The following is a 16885-nucleotide window of genomic DNA, read 5'->3' as shown; positions in this document are numbered from 1 at the left end:
TCTTGATTTTTGTTTGTTTCATTTAATTCAGAATAGGAGAATTGTAGAAGAATTTAAACTAAAACATTTTAGATAAAAGCCTTATTTTTGCGAAAAATCATTCATGGAAAACAACCAAATAGAAAATGAAAACTCGAAACTGAAAAAATGGTTCAAGCGCGTGGGAATTGGCGGCCTCATCTTTTTTACCGTAAAAGGAATTGCCTGGCTTTTCGTATTTTACTATGGCGCAGAAATTTTCCAGGACTGTTTTGGGAAATAGATTACTTTTAATTCGAACCATCTAAAGTATCTCATATCAATTCATCGCCGCTCGATTCGGTTCATTCGTTATCAGATAATCCTTAATAATTATCTTTGATGTTTTCACAATTTTAATAGTTCTGTGTTCAACATTCTAAAAAACATCAAATAAAACTTTCGTAATATTTTTGGCATGAAAAGAGGCTTAGTTTGGTTTAAAAACGATTTGAGACTTCATGACAATGAAGCACTTCAAACGGCAATCAGGGAGTGTGATGAGCTCGTTTTCTGCTTTTGTTTAGAGAAAAAAAACTTTGAGAAATTAGAGTTGGGATTTAGAAAAGCAGATTTCAATCGCTTTAAATTTTTGGAACAGGCTGTTATTGACCTTCAAAAAAATTTAAACAATGCGGGCGGTCATTTAATTATCGGACAAGAATCTGCTTTGCAAAATCTACCAGAAATTGTTCAAAAATACGCAATTACAGATCTGTATGCGGAAGAAGAATACGCAAGTGAAGAGCTCGACTTAATTGCAGAAATTCAAACCATTTTACCTGCTTTAAATTTTCATTTTTTCTGGGGCAAAACGCTTTATCACAAAAATGATATTCCATTTGATATTCCAAATATTCCCTTGACGAGTAAGGCATATCGCATTCCTGCAGGGAAAGAAGCAGAACCTCGACCACCTTTTCCTACTCCAAAAATTTTAAAATCTTTCCCTGACGCGAAAAGTACAAAATTTCCCTCCTGCAAAATTTATGGCTTTAATAAGAAGGAATATGATTCTGCCTCTCCTTTTTTAGCAGGTGGAGAAAACTTAGCGCTTGAACGGTTGCAATACTACACTTTTAAATCTCAGCTTTTAACGGGTTATCGCTGGACCAGAAATAAATCTGAAGGTTTGGATTACAGTTCAAAATTTTCACCCTACCTGGCTTTAGGATGTATTTCTCCACGGGAAATTTATGCGGTAGTGAAGGAATATGAAAAATTAATTACTAAAAACCAAAGTACATGGTGGCTTATTTTTGAGTTGGTTTGGCGAGACTATTTCACCTTTAAAGGAATGAAATTTGGCGATGAAATCTTTAAGACGAAAGGATATAAAAATAAGGCAGTAGATTTTAAAAATGATCCAGAAAAATTCGAAAGATGGTGCACTGGAACTACCGGAATTCCCTTTGTAGATGCACACATGCGGCAGCTGAATGCAACGGGTTACATGAGTAATCGCGGTAGGGTAAATTGCGCCAGTTATTTTGTGCACGATTTAAAAATTGATTGGACTTGGGGCGCTGCTTATTTTGAAAGTCGGCTCATCGATTATGATGTAAGTGCAAATTGGATGAATTGGCACGTGCAGGCTTTTGAGATTTATTACACCAATCCTGTGCATCAATCCAATAAATACAAAGCGCAAGATTATATACGAAAATGGATTCCAGAATTGCGGGATCAAAATGATATCGCCGTTTTAATTCCGTGGGAATTTGATATCCCGGCCTACCCAAAACCCCTTGAAATATTTGCAAAATGGACGAGAGCCATTAATCTAATTCAAAAGTTAGTGGATTAATGTTCCAAAACTTAGCTACTTTTTCCGAAATCGAATTGGACCCTTTAATCCAGTTGAAACTCTCTCATGCACAACTCCTTTTTGGAGAATTTCCAATTGTCCTTCTCTGACTAATTCATCACCAATTTCGCGGACCATTTCCATCATTTCCCGCCAATTGTCTGGAAATAATTTCCGTGCAACTTCTGAGGGACAGTACGTTTTATCGGAACCGCGCTCTTCGGCAAATTTGAGATGCGAGTTCTTAATGTTTTCTGGATTTTTCAATTTTCCTAGGCTTTTTCAACTTCACTTTCCAGCTTTAAAACTTGATCTCCATCTTCTTGTTCAATGAGCAAAGCTTTGTTTCCCTTTTCTCCTTTTCTGGTGATTTTGGAACCTTTAAGAATTTTTGTAATTTCTTCTTGAAAAGTTTCTATAACTTTTCCTTCACCCGTTCCACTACCCCATTTCCACTTAACTTTTGTTCCTTTTCTAATCATATTTCGACAGTTATAATAAAATTAATTTGAACATATGATCATTTCCAATTTTCTTTTTTGATTTGAAACATGATATTCATTTTTGAATCTTCTCCAAAATAGGCAACTTCCTCTTCGCCCAAATTTTCTGCTCCGAGTTTCGTCATGGCCGTTACGGAACGCAGATTATCTTTCCCAACATGAAAAATAACCTTGTCTACAAATTGAAAAATGTAATCCAACATTAATTTCTTCGCACTTGCATTGATATTTTTACCCCAGGATTTTGTGCCGTAAAAGGTATATCCGATTAAAATACTGCTGTCATCTTTATTGTAATCGTAAAATCGCGTGCTTCCTAAAGCTTCCTCGGTTTCTTTGTCAATAATTAGAAAAGCACCCTTGCTTTCCATTGCGCCTTGAAAGAAATTTTCAAACACCTCTCTTTTATATCGCTCTTTATTAGGATGTTGTTCCCAAACTTTCGGATCTGAGGCAACGTCGAACAATTCTTCAAAATCATGTTTTTCTAAGGGAATTAAACTGATAATGTCATTTTCTAAAACCGGCTGTATGCTGAAATTCATTGCTTTGATATTGGTTGTAAGTTTGTACTTATTTAAAAATTAAAAAGGATATTTGGACCTATAAAAGAATGGTTTTTTCTAATTCCAGCAATTTCTGTTTGCGCCAAACTCCGCCGCCATAACCCGTCAAAGTGCCATTGCTTCCAATGACCCGATGACAAGGAATTAAGATAGAAATTTTGTTCATTCCATTCGCATTTGCCACGGCTCGTACTTTTTTTACATCACCCAAGACTTCTGATTGCTTTTTATAATTCCAAGTTTCGCCATAGGGAATTTTCATTAAAATTTTCCAGACGGATTTTTGAAATTCAGTTCCTACGGGTGAAAGTGGAACACTAAAGTCCCGTCTTTCTCCTTTAAAATATTCTTTTAACTCTTTTTCTAAAATTTTAAAATGAGTATTCTCACCGTGAATTATGGTTGCGTTTAAGGATTTCGCAAGATCTTTGAATTCGGTTCCCAGCATTTTTCGATCAGTAAATTCCAGCATACAAATTCCAGCTACAGTCGCAGCTGCATACATTGTTCCGATGGGCGTTTCTATTCTTTTTAAGTCAATAATGTTCTGCGTTTTTGAATTTTTCGGGGAAACTCCAAAAATATTTTTGAAACTTTCATTAAAGCCGCTTAAACTCTCGAATCCACTCTCATAAGCGGTTTCCATAATGTTATCTCCCTGTTGAATTTTTTTAAAAGCTGTGTTCAACCGAAACATTCTTTGAAACGCTTGAAAAGTCATGCCATGATTTTTCTGGAACCATCTTCTGACTGTTGCCGGTTCTAAGCCACGTTTTTCCAGATCGAAATCCTTTAATTTTAAAGTTGGATCTAACCGAAGTTCTTCTAAAATTTTCTGAATATTTTTTGGAGTTTCATCCGGAATTTCTAAGGGTTTGCAAACTTTGCATGGCCGATATCCTTTTAAAATTGCAGCTTTTGAGGTAAAAAAGAATTCTACGTTTTCTTTCTTAGGTTTTCTCGCAGTACAAGTGGGCCGACAAAATATTCCAGTTGTTTTTACACCCATCCAAAAAACACCTTCAAAGTCAGTATTTTTTTCGAAGGAGGCTTGATACATTAATTCTGAGGAAAGTTGCATGTTGTAAATTTAAAGCAAAAATACTTTCTGAGGATTATTTGGGCAACCGAAAAATTGACAAGTATTTTTTAATAGATTTAAGACCGCTTTACTGGAAGATGATTGATTATTGATGATTGATAATTGATAATTGATGAAAATTTAAAGAAATAATTCTTTGGTGTACATGGAAAAAATTGCAAATCAATATTTGAAGTTAAAAAAAAAGTGAACCGAAGTTCACTTTGAATTTATTTTTTAGCTGCATCTTTCTCAATTTTCTTAATATCATTTAGCTTATCAATGATTTTTAAAACTGCTTCGGGTTTTGCTTCTGTTATCGGAACCTTCACTTGCGTTATATCCCAGGTAATCACCAAATGTGTGGTATGATCATCAATTGGATTGAATGAAATTTCCAAATACTCCTGTTTATCATTTAATTTTTGAACAGGTACGGAAATCTCTGCCACATTTAATTTTTCATCGTAGGCATATGCACCCCATTGATTTGCATCTTTATTCAACATAATTTTCCACTCTTTTTCCATTGGCATCACGAATAAAGCGTAAGATCCAGCGGTCACCATTTTTCCCCCAAAGTTTACATTTTGACCAAAGGTAATTTTAGTTGCGCCATTAGCTCCAGCGCGCCAAACTTTATTGAAAGGAACCAAATCACCAAAGATTTTACGTCCTTTTACGCCCGGTCTTCCGTAATCAACCGTTATTTTAGACAAGGAGAATTGTTGCTCAATTTTCTGCTGTGGACTTGGTGTAGGAGTTGACCATTGCGAATATGCGGTTACCGAAAAAGCTAGCATAGTACTAAGAAGTAATTTTTTCATAAATAATTTGATTTTGCTAAAGTTAGGAAAAAAGCAATAGAGTTAGCCGTCTGCAATAACAAAAAAAGTCACCTAAACCGAAATTTAGGTGACTCCCTTAAAAATAAAACTATGAAACTATGGCATCAAAACTGTGTCGATCACATGAATCACGCCATTTGACTGGTTTACATCTGCAATTGTAATCCGTGCAGAGTTACCTTTTGTATCTTTAACATACATGTCTTTTCCTTTCATCCAGAAAGTTAATTCCTCTCCTTGAACGGTTTTAGCCATGTACATTCCGTTATTTTTCATTATCCATTTAGACAAATCTGCAGAGGAAATTCTTCCTGGTACCACGTGATAAGTTAAAATGTTTGTAAGCGTCGCTTTGTTTTCTGGCATTACCAAAGTTCCTACTGTTCCTGCAGGCAATTTGCCAAAGGCTGCATTGGTTGGTGCGAAAACCGTGAATGGTCCTGCACTTTGTAAAGTTTCTACCAATCCTGCAGCTTTCACAGCAGCAACTAAAGTGGTATGATCTTTTGAATTCACCGCATTTTCTACGATATTCTTAGTTGGATACATTGCTGCACCTCCAACCATTACTGTATTATCCTGATTCATCATGGTAGATGAGCAAGATTGCGTAGTCATTGCCACTGTTAAAGTGAGTGCGAATGCTACGGCGGTCATTTTTAAGTAGTTCATAATAATAATAATTTAATGTTGATTTATAAATTTGTGCTGCAATGATATACGAGGACTAATTTTGTTTAGATTGATTTTATGATTTTTTTAACGGTTCAAATTCCATAGCGATAGAATTCATACAATATCTTTTTTTCGTTGGTTTCGGACCGTCATCGAAAAGATGTCCTAAGTGGCCTTCGCATCTGCCACAAAGTACTTCAGTTCTCACCATATTGTAAGAATCATCTCTTTTATACATCACTGATTTTGAACGTATCGTTTCAAAAAAACTTGGCCATCCACAAGTTGTAGCAAATTTTGCATCGGAGCGGAATAAAGGATTTCCACAGGAACCACAGTAATATGTTCCTTTTCCCTCGAAGTTATTATACTTGCCAGTAAAAGCTGCTTCGGTTTGATTTTGGCGAGCCACAGCATACAAATTTGAGTTTAGCACTTTTTTCCAACTGGAATTAGGAACTGTTATTTTTTGCGTATTGGTTCGGGAGTAATAAGGATTAATTTTCTTTTTTCCATTTACCATTTGAACTTTTTGTGCAAAACCTGTACTAGACATTGCAGCGCCTATCATCACAAAAGTTGAAAATTTTATAATAGCATTCATAATCGTATTCTTTTAAAATTAATTTACGAGTAGGACAAGAAATTGGATTTTCATTTGAATTATTATTTTATATTTGCCCATCTGAATTTCATGAAAAAAGCATCCCTTTCTACGGAACAACTTGTTTCCTTACTTTTAAGTAGGGATCAAAAGGGATTTAACTATTTATATGATAATTATTCACCTGCATTCTATGGGGTGATTTTTCGTATAGTGAAATATGAAGAGGAAGCCAATGAAGTTTTACAGGATACCTTTGTGAAAATCTGGAATTCCATTACTTCTTACGATCCAAAAAAAGGGGCCCTTTATACCTGGATGCTGAATATTGCTAGAAATTCTGCCATCGATCGGCTAAAATCAAAATCTTTTCAAAACGATTTACAAAACCAAAGCATTCCAGACTTCGTAGATGATAACAAGTCTCTCTCTACAGAACAGAAACATGAGTTTAAAGAAGTAGAGAATTTGGTGAATTCTTTGAAAGCTGATTACAGCATTTTAATCAACAAAGCTTATTTCGGAGGATTTACTCAAGAAGAGATTGCAGAAGAGTTAGGAATTCCTTTGGGAACCGTAAAAACAAGAACAAGAGCAGCTTTATTAGAACTAAAAACTGTTTTAAGAGATTTTCAATTTGTTATATTATTTTTTTTACTTAAATAAAAGTGGATATTAAAACTTACATATCATCAGGAGTTATAGAAAACTACGTTTTGGGAAATATTTCTCAAGAGGAGTCTTCTATTCTGGAGTGTGTAATGCAAAATAATTCTGAAGTACAAACTGCAGTAGCAGAATATCAATTAATTTTAGAAGAACTGGCAACTAAAACTGCTATTCAACCTCCGTCTCATATCAAAGCTGAATTGCTAAAAAAATTAGATTTCAATTCAAATTTAGAAACCTCGGGGAAAATAATTCCGATGGTTAAAAAAGAAATCCCTGCGAAAATTAGTACGGCAATTCCGACCTGGATGATGGCAGCTTCTGTTGCGCTTCTTTTTGGTTTGGGATATTTAGGATACGAAGTGAATTCTAAAAATCAGCAACTTGATACCATTGCACAAAATAACACAACGCTGTCAGCAAAAGTTTCGTCTTTAGAAGAAATGAATAACCTCATGAAAAATTCAGCAAAAATTGAATTGAAAGGAGTAGAAAATCATCCTGATTTGTTAGCAGATGTTTATTGGCATACCTCAAAAAGGGTATTTTTAGAAATGAAAAATTTACCGGCAGCTCCTACCGGAAAGCAATATCAACTCTGGGCAATTGTAGAAGGTAAACCCGTAGATATGGGAATGTACAGCACTGATAAAGATGCTGGTTTCCAAGAAATGAAGTCCGTTGAAAATGCACAAGCCTTCGCGATTACACTGGAAAAAGCGGGAGGAAATCCAACCCCTACGATGGAAGAAATGTACGTGATGGGAACGATTTAAATTCCTTTACACTAAAAATAAAAAAATCCGTCTTGTAAAATTACGAGACGGATTTTTTTGCGAGAAATTAATTCTATAGATTTCTTGAGTCGTTTGTATACCATCTATCGTAGGTATCGCGTGCATCTTGCTCATGTCTTGGTTTGAATCCCATGTAAATCCCACCATCTTTAATGTCGTCTCTATATCTTGTGGCTTCTTCTTCTGGCACACCCATTCCAGTTAATGCTCCAATCAATCCACCTGTTGCAGCTCCAGCTCCAGCTCCAGCAAGTCCTGCAGCTAAAGGTCCTGCGATAATTAATCCTAAACCTGGCAATAAAACATTTGATCCGATTGCCGCAATAGCGCCTACAACTGCACCAACACCACCACCAATCAAAGATCCTGTTGCTGCATTGTCAGCTACTTTATCTCCAAGTGCAGAATCATGATTATCATTGTTTGTGAAATGTCGGTCTCTTGTATCATCAGACATCATTACATTAATATCATCTTTCGAGTATCCTCTTTCTGATAAATGGTTAAACGCATTATCTGCGTCTTCTCTTGATCTGAAAACTTTAGAAACATAATCGTTTCTGTAATCTGGTCTGTAGTTTGTGGAATTTTCCATAATTTAAATTATTAAGTTAATATTATATTTTAAGGTTGCGAAGGATGACACAATAAAAATGCCACTTACTGCAATCTTAAAAAACTTTAACAAACTTTAAGAATTACGTAATAAATTTAAATTATCTCCATAAAAAATAGATTATTTATGCGGCATGTATTATATTATCCTACGAGGAACTGTAATAGGAATTATTTCAACTAAAGGGAAAATTAGCTGAATATTTTGAATTATAAGATTAAAATTTATAACGGTAAAATTTTCGTTCCCAAAATTTCAGCTTCTTCTTTAGAATGCGTTACCATGACAAACGTCGTTTCCAGTTTTTGATGAATATTTTTTACGAGAATTTGAAGTTTATGCCGCGTTTCACTATCCAAAGCGGAAAAAGGTTCATCCATTAAAACTATTTTCGGATTGTGTGCAAGAGCACGAATTATTCCTACTCTTTGTTTTTGACCGCCACTTATTTCATCTGGAAATTTTTGAAGTAGATCTTCTTTCAGTCCAACTAATGGGAGGAGTTCGGTAATTTTCTCTTTGCAAAAAGCGTCAGGTTTTTTTAATATTTTCAGGCAGTAAATCATATTCTGGTAAACCGTAAGATGCGGAAATAACGAATTTCCCTGCAGAACGTAACCCATTTCTAATCTGTTCTGAATTAAATTTTCCTTAGCTAAAATTTCCTGATCAATTTTAACCAATCCTTTTTGAGGAAGAATCAAACCGTTGATGATTCGCAGTAAAGTTGATTTTCCACTTCCGCTTTCTCCTAAAATGCAGGTGAAACTTCCCCTTTCAAAATCTGTTGAAAAATCCTGAAAAATAGTTTGGGTTCCATAATTAAAATAAATATGCTCCACAGAAATGATGCTCGTTTCCTTCATTTTAATTCCTTAAATTATTAATAAAATTCTTCGCAACTTCTGCGGGACTTTTATTCTCGATTTCTACTTGATAATTAAGTTCCTGCATTTTCTCTGTGGATATATTTCCCTGTAATTGCAATAACAGCTTTTCTACTGCTGGATGTTTTTCTAATATTTCTTGACGAATGACAATTCCCGCTTCATAATTAGGGAAGTAATTTTTATCGTCTTTTAAAACTTTCAGGTTCAAATTTTTGATCTGTGCATCAGTAGTGAAAACATCTACCGCATTGATTTTGCCTTCTTCAAAAGCTTTGTACCGAAGATTAATATCCATTTCCTCTAAATTTTTGAATTGAAAAGGATACGTTTTCTTCAAGCCGGGAAAAGCATCACTTCTTTCAAAAAAATCGAATTCTGCCCCAAATGTAAAGTCTCCACTTTTCACTGCAAGTTCGGAATAAGACAGGATATTTTGTTTTTCTGCATCACTTTTACTGATCGCTAATCCGTACGTATTATTGAAACCTAAAAGTCCGAGCCATTTTAATTTGAATTGGTTTTCATAGGTTTTATTTAATTCCTCGAAATTAATGAGTTGCTTTTGAGGCAAGTCTTTCTTTAAAACATTAAGCCACGCTGTGCCCGTATATTCGACGTAAACATCTAAATCTTTGGAGAGCATTGCGGGATGAATATTGGTGGTTCCGCCACCGATTCCAAATTTCCGAATAACCTTGATATCTGTATTATTTTCGATCGTTTGTGAAATAATTTCGCCTAAAATAAACTGTTCACTCGTGGGTTTTGAAGCGACTACAATTGTTTTACTCTTATTCGAACTTAAAGGATTTAGGTAAAATAGTGCTGCGATCGAGAACATGAAAACAATAACAGTCGGAAATATAATTCTATTTTTCTGACGCTTTGTGCCGTTTTTAGAAATAACCCGAAGCAAACTTTCGTCTCTTTCGAATTGTCCCAACCATTGATCTCCCAAAATGGCAAATAGGGAAATTCCGAGCGAACCTGTGACAATTAATTCAGTATTCATCGTATTTAAACCCCGAAAAATTGCCTGTCCAAGTCCACCTGCACCAATCAAAGCTGCTAAACCGGTTAAAGCGACAATCATTACCACGGTAATTCTTAAACCTGATAATATAGAAGGTAAAGCCAGCGGAAAATAAATATTTCTGAAAACCTGAAATTTCGTAGAGCCTAAACCTTGAGCCGCTTCTACCAGTTGTGCCGGAACTTCTTTTAAACCGCTGTAAGTGCTTCTAACAATAGGAAGTAAGCCGTAAATAATTAAAACAATCAAGGCGTTTTTTAATCCAATTCCCACGAGCGGAATTAGCAAACCAAACATCGCAATCGACGGAATCGTGTAGAGAAAATTGATGAGCGGAAGAATAATTTTTCGGCTTTTGGAAGAGTAAAAAACAAAAATACCGAGCGAAATTCCAAGAAAAGTAACGGCCAATAGTGAACCTAAGGAAAGAAGTAAATGTTCCGCTAAAAGTTGAAGGTAATAAATGCGGCGCTCCCAAAAATCCATTTAAATAATTTAGTACAAGATAAAAATTATAATTTTTGCTGGCAATAGAAACTAAGAAAATACCATTCGTTTTTAAAGTTGAGTTTCTTTGATCACACCTTAATTTTACGTTTTTCCTCAATGCTTATTTTGGACCCAACTGCCAAGAAAACAGAAGTTGGCTCTAAGGCTTTAATGAAAGCGAATTCCTTTCCGTAAACAGCTTCAAAATCAATCGTAGAATTATTTTTGATCACTTCATACTGGTGCCATCTTGGATGCGTCACCTGATATTCGATCGTTTCAGTTTCGCTCACTTTGTTATAGCCGAAATAATGTTCCGTGATAAATTCGGCTTCAGAACCCACTTCAATTACAGTAGGATTTTTCTGGGTTTCTACATGAATGCTATTCCAAGTATTGTCTACTTTCCATTGGTAAAGGAATTCCCGGGAATTGTCCTTGACTTTTAAAGTATGTTTCATCGGAAATGTCTCATAATGCTCATTGTAGAAAGTATTTGCGACAAATGAAATGGAAAATTTGGGCACGATTTCGCTGATGAAAACGGCACCTCTTTTCCAGGTTCCATTTTCCAATCGTCTTACATAAAACCTCAAATTAACTTCTTCAAAATCAGTATGAAACGGAATTTTTAATCCTAAAACTTTTACGTTTTCGAAGAGAAACCCAATAAAACTGACGTAACATTTTCCCTCAAAAAAATCGAGTTCAGTTCCAGCCGGAACATATTTTTCCAGAATTTTTGGATCGACTACGTAATTGATCATGGCTAAATTATTCCATTCTGCGGTAAGGAAACTCATTTTTTGATATGGTTTAAATTAAGTGGCAAAATTAAACATAAAAAAAACCTTCACACTTTTAAAAGCATTGAAGGTTTCTATCTTTATTAAGTTTTTGACAAATTTGAAATTACATCGGCTCCATTTTAAAACTCATACTTTCAATGACTTTTAAAATCGCTTCTACGGTATCCATAGAAGTTAAACACGGAACTCCATTTTCTACCGAAGTTCTCCGGATTTGGAAACCGTCTCTTTCGGATTGTTTTCCTTTGGTCATGGTATTTACGATGTATTGAACTTTTCCAGTTTGAATTAAATCAATCAAGTTAATTTCTGGATTTTCTTCAATTTTATATCCGATTTTGGTGCGAACTCCGTGTTCTTCAAAATAATTGGCAGTTCCTTCGGTCGCCCAAATTTTAAAACCAATTTCCTGAAATCTTCTGGCTAATTCGCAAGCTTCAGGCTTATGTTTATCGGCAACCGTGAAGAGAATTGCACCATGCAAAGGCATTTTTCTTCCGGCACCAATTAAACCTTTATATAAGGCCTTTTCGAGCGTCGAATCTTTCCCCATTACTTCTCCTGTTGATTTCATCTCTGGTCCGAGCGAAATATCAACTCTGGTTAATTTTGAAAAAGAGAAGACCGGAACTTTTACGAAAACTCCATCTTTTACTGGCGCTAAACCGTTTTTATACCCTAAATCTTTTAATTTTTGTCCGAGGATTACTTTTGTGGCTAAATTTGCCATCGGAATTTCGGTAATTTTTGATAAGAATGGCACAGTTCTGCTCGATCTCGGATTAACTTCAATCACAAAAACTCCGCCTTCAAAAAGGACATATTGAATATTCATCAAACCGATTACGTTCAAACCTTTCGCTAATCTTTCGGTGTAATCAACTAAAGTTGCAATCTGTTCCGGAGTAATATTTTGGGGCGGATAAACTGCAATGGAATCTCCGGAGTGAACTCCAGCTCTTTCGATATGTTCCATTATTCCTGGAATCACCACGGTTTCTCCATCGCAAATGGCATCAACTTCCACCTCTTTTCCGGTTAAATAGCGATCGATCAAAATTGGATGTTCGGAGTTTTCTTTCACCGCATTCGTCATATAATGAGCAAGTTCTAAATCATCATAAACAATTTCCATGGCTCTTCCACCCAAAACATAACTTGGACGAACCAACACCGGATAACCAATTTCCGTAGCGATTACCAAAGCTTCTTCTTTCGTAAAACAGGTTTTTCCTAACGGTTGCGGAATTCCCATTTCTTGAAGAGCGGATTCAAATTTATTTCTATTTTCAGCACGGTCTAAATCTTCGAGTGAAGTTCCTAAAATTTGAACGCCATGAGCAGCTAATTTATCGGCTAAATTAATAGCGGTTTGTCCGCCAAACTGTACTACAACGCCTTTTGGTTTTTCAAGTTCGATGATATTCATTACATCTTCCTCCGTTAAGGGTTCGAAATATAATTTATCGGAAATCGAGAAATCTGTAGAAACGGTTTCTGGATTGTTGTTAATGATAATCGATTCATACCCCATTTCTTTAATCGCCCAAACCGAATGAACGGTGGCATAATCGAATTCTACACCTTGACCAATTCGAATCGGACCAGAACCCAAAACGATGATTTTTTCTTTGTCGGATGGAATACTTTCATTCTCTTCTTCGTAAGTTCCATAGAAATACGGGGTTTCACTTTCAAATTCTGCAGCGCAAGTATCGACCATTTTATAAACCGGCATCACACCATTATTCTTCCGGAATTCAAAAATTTCTTTCTGAGTGGAATTCCATAATGTAGCGATACTTAGGTCTGAAAATCCTAATTTCTTGGCTTCGAGTAAAGTTTCTTTATCGAATTTATTTTCAGCAATAATTTTTTCAAAATCGATGAGTTTTTTAATTTTCCAGATGAAAAATTTATCGATTTTACTCCATTCAGCAATTTTTTCCCAGTCGTAACCACGTCTCAAAGCGTCACCAATAATGAATAATCGCTCATCATCACAAACTCTGATTCTTCTTTCAATTTCCTCGTCGGTTAAGGCTGCAGCGTCTTTAGTTTTTAAACCAATATGTCTTAAGCCTGTCTCTAAAGAACGAATTGCTTTCTGCAAAGATTCCTCGAAGTTTCTTCCGATTGCCATGACTTCACCGGTTGCTTTCATTTGAGTGGAAAGACGTCGATCTGCAGTTTCAAATTTATCAAAAGGAAAACGTGGAAATTTTGTCACCACATAATCTAAGGCAGGTTCAAAACACGCGTACGTTTTTCCAGTTACGGGATTCATGATTTCATCTAAAGTTAAACCTACCGCGATTTTCGCCGCAATTTTCGCAATTGGATAACCGGTTGCTTTACTCGCCAAAGCTGATGAACGAGAGACTCTCGGATTTACTTCGATAATATAATAATTGAAAGAATGCGGATCTAAAGCTAACTGAACATTACAACCACCTTCAATTCCTAAAGCGCGAATAATCTTTAAGGAAGAGTTTCGCAACATTTGATATTCTCTATCAGAAAGTGTTTGCGAAGGTGCAACTACAATAGAATCTCCTGTATGAATTCCGACCGGATCGATGTTTTCCATATTACAAACAACAATCGCGTTGTCGTTTTTGTCGCGCATCACTTCGTATTCTATTTCCTTGTATCCAGCGATGGATCTTTCTACCAAACATTGACGAACCGGACTGTATTTTAAACCAAAACTGGTGATTTCTTTTAATTCTTCTACAGAATGCGCAATTCCACCACCAGTTCCACCCATCGTAAAAGCGGGACGAACGATTAAAGGGAATCCAATTTTTTCTGCGAATTTCAAAGCGCCTTCTACATCATTTACAATATCAGAATCTGGTACAGGTTCATTTAATTCGTGCATTAAGTTTCGGAATAAATCCCGGTCTTCCGCTTGATTAATGGCTGAAAGTTTGGTTCCTAGAACTTCCACTTTACATTCTTCCAGAATTCCTGAATTTTCTAATTCTACGGCCATATTTAAGCCGGTTTGTCCACCCAAAGTTGGCAAAAGCGCATCTGGTCTTTCTTTGCGGATAATATGACTTACGAATTCCAAAGAAATCGGTTCTATATATACTTTATCGGCAATCTCCACATCGGTCATAATCGTTGCAGGATTTGAATTGATGAGGATTACTTTGTAACCTTCTTCTCTCAAAGACAAGCAAGCCTGAGTTCCGGCGTAATCAAATTCTGCGGCTTGTCCGATGATAATGGGACCACTTCCTATCACTAATATTGTTTTTATGTCTACTCTTTTTGCCATTTTTAATTTAATAATTTTTTAGAGATAAAACTTTCCATCATTTCGATAAATTCATCAAACAGATAATTCGCATCTTCTGGACCTGGGCTTGCTTCCGGGTGATATTGCACCGAGAAACAAGGATGAATTTTATGTTTCAAACCTTCATTAGTTCGGTCATTCAAAGCGATATGCGTTTCCTCTAAATCAGTATTATGTAAAGACTCCTGGTCAACAGCGTAACCGTGATTTTGAGAAGTTATTGCGACTTTATTTTTTTTCAAATCTAAAACAGGATGATTTCCACCGCGATGTCCAAATTTCAGCTTAAAGGTTTTTGCACCACCTGCCAAAGCAATCAACTGGTGTCCTAAACAAATTCCAAAAATTGGGATTTTACCTAAAAGCTTCTGAATCATTTCGATGGCACCTTTTACATCTTCCGGATCACCTGGACCGTTGGAAAGCATGACACCATCGGGATTAATCAATAAAATTTCCTCCGCTGTCGTATCTTGCGAAACCACGATGACATCGCAATCTCTCTGAGCGAGTTCGCGTAAAATTCCGAGTTTAGACCCGTAATCAACCAGGACTACTTTCAAACCTCTTCCTGGATTTGCATAAGATGTTTTTGTAGAAACGTGAGCAACTTGGTCCCTAGCTAAAACACTCGCTTTTAAAGCTGTAATCACGTTAATTTCATCAGCATCTTCACTGACTATTTTTCCTTTTACGACGCCTGAATTTCGAAGAACTCTGGTTAATCTTCTAGTATCAATTCCAGAGATTCCGGAAAGATTTCGTTTTTGAAAAAATTCATCCAGATCCATTTGAGTTCGAAAGTTGGACGGAAAATCACACACTTCTTTTACAATTAAACCTTTAATAGCCGGTTCAATGCTTTCGTAATCGTCGCGATTAATTCCGTAATTTCCGATGAGCGGATAGGTCATACAAACGATTTGTCCGCAATAGGAAGGATCGGATATCAATTCCTGATAGCCAGTCATTCCCGTATTGAAAACGACTTCGCCTTCAATGTCCTGCTCGGCTCCGAAACCTTTTCCATGAAACACTTCACCAGATTCTAATATTAATTTCTTTTTCATTTTTACTATTAATAGATTCAAGATTCTAGATTTTAATGTATAATCTTTCCATCTTTTTCTCTTGATTCTCGGTTCTTGGTTCTTGATTGTTAATTCTTAATTCCTTTCATTACTCGAATTCAAATCCTTTTGTCTCTAAAGCTGTTTTCAAAATGGCCATCCTAGCGAATACGCCGTTTTCCATTTGTTTAAAAATGCGAGAACGTTTGCATTCTACTAATTCATCATCAATCTCAACTCCTCTGTTAATCGGCGCTGGATGCATAATAATCGCCTCTTTTTTCATCGCTTTTTCACGTTCTTTGGTCAAACCAAATTTGCGGTGATATTTCTCTGGAGAAAGTTTTAACTGTTCATCACTTTCATGTCTTTCATATTGAATTCTCAACAACATCAAGACATCAACTTCTTTAATTAAATTATCGATTGATAAATAAGTTCCGTTAATGATAGTTCCCTCGTCAAACCATTGTTCTGGACCCGAGAAATAAACTTTAGCGCCTAGTTTTCTTAAAACTTCAGCGTTTGAATTTGCTACGCGACTATGCTTTACGTCACCTACAATCCCAACTTTCAGCCCTTTAAAATCTCCGAATTCTTGCTTTATCGTCATCAAATCTAGAATATTTTGGGACGGGTGATTTCCTGTTCCGTCGCCACCGTTAATTATAGCGATATCGATTCCTTTGAATTCATCATAAAATTTTTCTTGTTTATGACGGATTACGCATAAATCAATACCCAAACTTTTCATGGTTTTCACCGTGTCATAAAGGGTCTCTCCTTTGTTCACAGAACTTGCCGTGACATCAAAGGGAACTACTTTTAGTCCTAATCTTCTTTCGGCCACATCAAAACTCGTTTTTGTTCGGGTGCTGTCTTCGAAAAAAAGGTTGGAAACATAAATATCATCTTTCGCTCTAGAGACTTTTCCCTTGGAAAACTCTTCAGCTTCTAAGAGTAATTTGTCAATTTTTTCTACGGATAAATCAGAGGTTTTTAGCATAATTTTAGTTTTTGAGTCAAAAAAAAACGAAGTCAAAATGACTTCGTTGTGTTAATAAATATCGTGAATATCGGCATTGCTGCCTTTATGTAAA

18 protein-coding genes are annotated in these 16885 nt (G+C 35.8%); 4 read left to right on the top strand and 14 right to left on the bottom strand.

What is annotated here, in order from left to right:
- Positions 1–103 precede the first annotated feature (103 nt).
- Both RCH13_RS00880 and RCH13_RS00875 read left to right on the top strand, forming a co-directional pair.
- Positions 104–262 (top strand): hypothetical protein, encoded by a 159-nt coding sequence (locus tag RCH13_RS00880; protein ID WP_326985318.1) that lies wholly within the window; start codon positions 104–106, stop codon positions 260–262.
- Positions 263–436: 174 nt separating this feature from the next.
- A complete protein-coding gene (locus RCH13_RS00875; RefSeq protein WP_326985317.1) occupies positions 437–1825 on the top strand; it encodes a DASH family cryptochrome in 1389 nt (462 codons plus the stop codon).
- Between the two features lie 15 nt (positions 1826–1840).
- Here RCH13_RS00875 and RCH13_RS00870 read toward each other — a convergent pair whose 3' ends face one another.
- The 7 genes from RCH13_RS00870 to msrB all read right to left on the bottom strand — a co-directional run bounded on the left by RCH13_RS00870 (position 1841) and on the right by msrB (position 6054).
- Positions 1841–2092: a DUF3253 domain-containing protein gene (locus RCH13_RS00870; protein ID WP_326985316.1), complete on the bottom strand. Its 252-nt coding sequence runs from the start codon at positions 2090–2092 to the stop codon at positions 1841–1843.
- A gap of 5 nt (positions 2093–2097) precedes the next feature.
- Positions 2098–2307, bottom strand: a complete 210-nt coding sequence (locus RCH13_RS00865; RefSeq protein ID WP_326985315.1) for a DUF2945 domain-containing protein — start codon at positions 2305–2307, stop codon at positions 2098–2100.
- A 38-nt stretch (positions 2308–2345) separates the two neighbouring features.
- Positions 2346–2873 carry a GNAT family N-acetyltransferase gene (locus RCH13_RS00860; protein ID WP_326985314.1) on the bottom strand — a complete coding sequence of 176 codons (528 nt, stop codon included), beginning with the start codon at positions 2871–2873 and terminating at the stop codon, positions 2346–2348.
- Positions 2874–2931: 58 nt separating this feature from the next.
- Positions 2932–3975 carry a bifunctional transcriptional activator/DNA repair enzyme AdaA gene (locus RCH13_RS00855; protein ID WP_326985313.1) on the bottom strand — a complete coding sequence of 348 codons (1044 nt, stop codon included), beginning with the start codon at positions 3973–3975 and terminating at the stop codon, positions 2932–2934.
- Positions 3976–4205: 230 nt separating this feature from the next.
- On the bottom strand, positions 4206–4802 hold the full coding sequence (locus RCH13_RS00850) for a DUF2911 domain-containing protein (RefSeq protein ID WP_326985312.1): 597 nt from the start codon (positions 4800–4802) through the stop codon (positions 4206–4208).
- Between the two features lie 117 nt (positions 4803–4919).
- Entirely contained in the window at positions 4920–5495 is a 576-nt protein-coding gene (locus RCH13_RS00845) for a fasciclin domain-containing protein (RefSeq protein ID WP_442784605.1), read from the bottom strand.
- A 76-nt stretch (positions 5496–5571) separates the two neighbouring features.
- On the bottom strand, positions 5572–6054 hold the full coding sequence (gene msrB / locus RCH13_RS00840) for a peptide-methionine (R)-S-oxide reductase MsrB (protein ID WP_326985955.1): 483 nt from the start codon (positions 6052–6054) through the stop codon (positions 5572–5574).
- 138 nt (positions 6055–6192) lie between these two features.
- Between msrB and RCH13_RS00835 the strand changes: the two genes are divergently transcribed.
- Positions 6193–6768 (top strand): RNA polymerase sigma factor, encoded by a 576-nt coding sequence (locus RCH13_RS00835; RefSeq protein WP_326985311.1) that lies wholly within the window; start codon positions 6193–6195, stop codon positions 6766–6768.
- A 2-nt stretch (positions 6769–6770) separates the two neighbouring features.
- The gene (locus RCH13_RS00830; protein ID WP_326985310.1) at positions 6771–7547 is read left to right on the top strand and encodes an anti-sigma factor; all 777 of its coding nucleotides are present in this window, start codon (positions 6771–6773) and stop codon (positions 7545–7547) included.
- A gap of 73 nt (positions 7548–7620) precedes the next feature.
- On the opposite strand, the gene RCH13_RS00825 is transcribed toward RCH13_RS00830, so the two are convergent.
- The 7 genes from RCH13_RS00825 to RCH13_RS00795 form a co-directional block, all read right to left on the bottom strand.
- Positions 7621–8163, bottom strand: a complete 543-nt coding sequence (locus tag RCH13_RS00825; RefSeq protein WP_326985309.1) for a hypothetical protein — start codon at positions 8161–8163, stop codon at positions 7621–7623.
- A 245-nt stretch (positions 8164–8408) separates the two neighbouring features.
- Positions 8409–9050 carry an ABC transporter ATP-binding protein gene (locus tag RCH13_RS00820; protein ID WP_326985308.1) on the bottom strand — a complete coding sequence of 214 codons (642 nt, stop codon included), beginning with the start codon at positions 9048–9050 and terminating at the stop codon, positions 8409–8411.
- A gap of 1 nt (position 9051) precedes the next feature.
- Positions 9052–10593, bottom strand: coding sequence for an ABC transporter permease/substrate-binding protein (locus RCH13_RS00815; protein ID WP_326985307.1), 1542 nt, complete (start codon positions 10591–10593; stop codon positions 9052–9054).
- Between the two features lie 92 nt (positions 10594–10685).
- A complete protein-coding gene (locus RCH13_RS00810) occupies positions 10686–11399 on the bottom strand; it encodes a YqjF family protein (RefSeq protein WP_326985306.1) in 714 nt (237 codons plus the stop codon).
- A 109-nt stretch (positions 11400–11508) separates the two neighbouring features.
- Positions 11509–14694 carry a carbamoyl-phosphate synthase large subunit gene (carB, locus tag RCH13_RS00805; RefSeq protein WP_326985305.1) on the bottom strand — a complete coding sequence of 1062 codons (3186 nt, stop codon included), beginning with the start codon at positions 14692–14694 and terminating at the stop codon, positions 11509–11511.
- Positions 14695–14696: 2 nt separating this feature from the next.
- A complete protein-coding gene (locus tag RCH13_RS00800) occupies positions 14697–15785 on the bottom strand; it encodes a carbamoyl phosphate synthase small subunit (RefSeq protein ID WP_326985304.1) in 1089 nt (362 codons plus the stop codon).
- Positions 15786–15894: 109 nt separating this feature from the next.
- On the bottom strand, positions 15895–16791 hold the full coding sequence (locus tag RCH13_RS00795; RefSeq protein ID WP_326985303.1) for an aspartate carbamoyltransferase catalytic subunit: 897 nt from the start codon (positions 16789–16791) through the stop codon (positions 15895–15897).
- Positions 16792–16885: the final 94 nt, after the last annotated feature.

It is taken from the genome of Chryseobacterium sp. MP_3.2, from assembly GCF_035984805.1.
Lineage (GTDB): Bacteria > Bacteroidota > Bacteroidia > Flavobacteriales > Weeksellaceae > Kaistella.
This window is presented reverse-complemented; position numbering and strand designations above follow the sequence as displayed.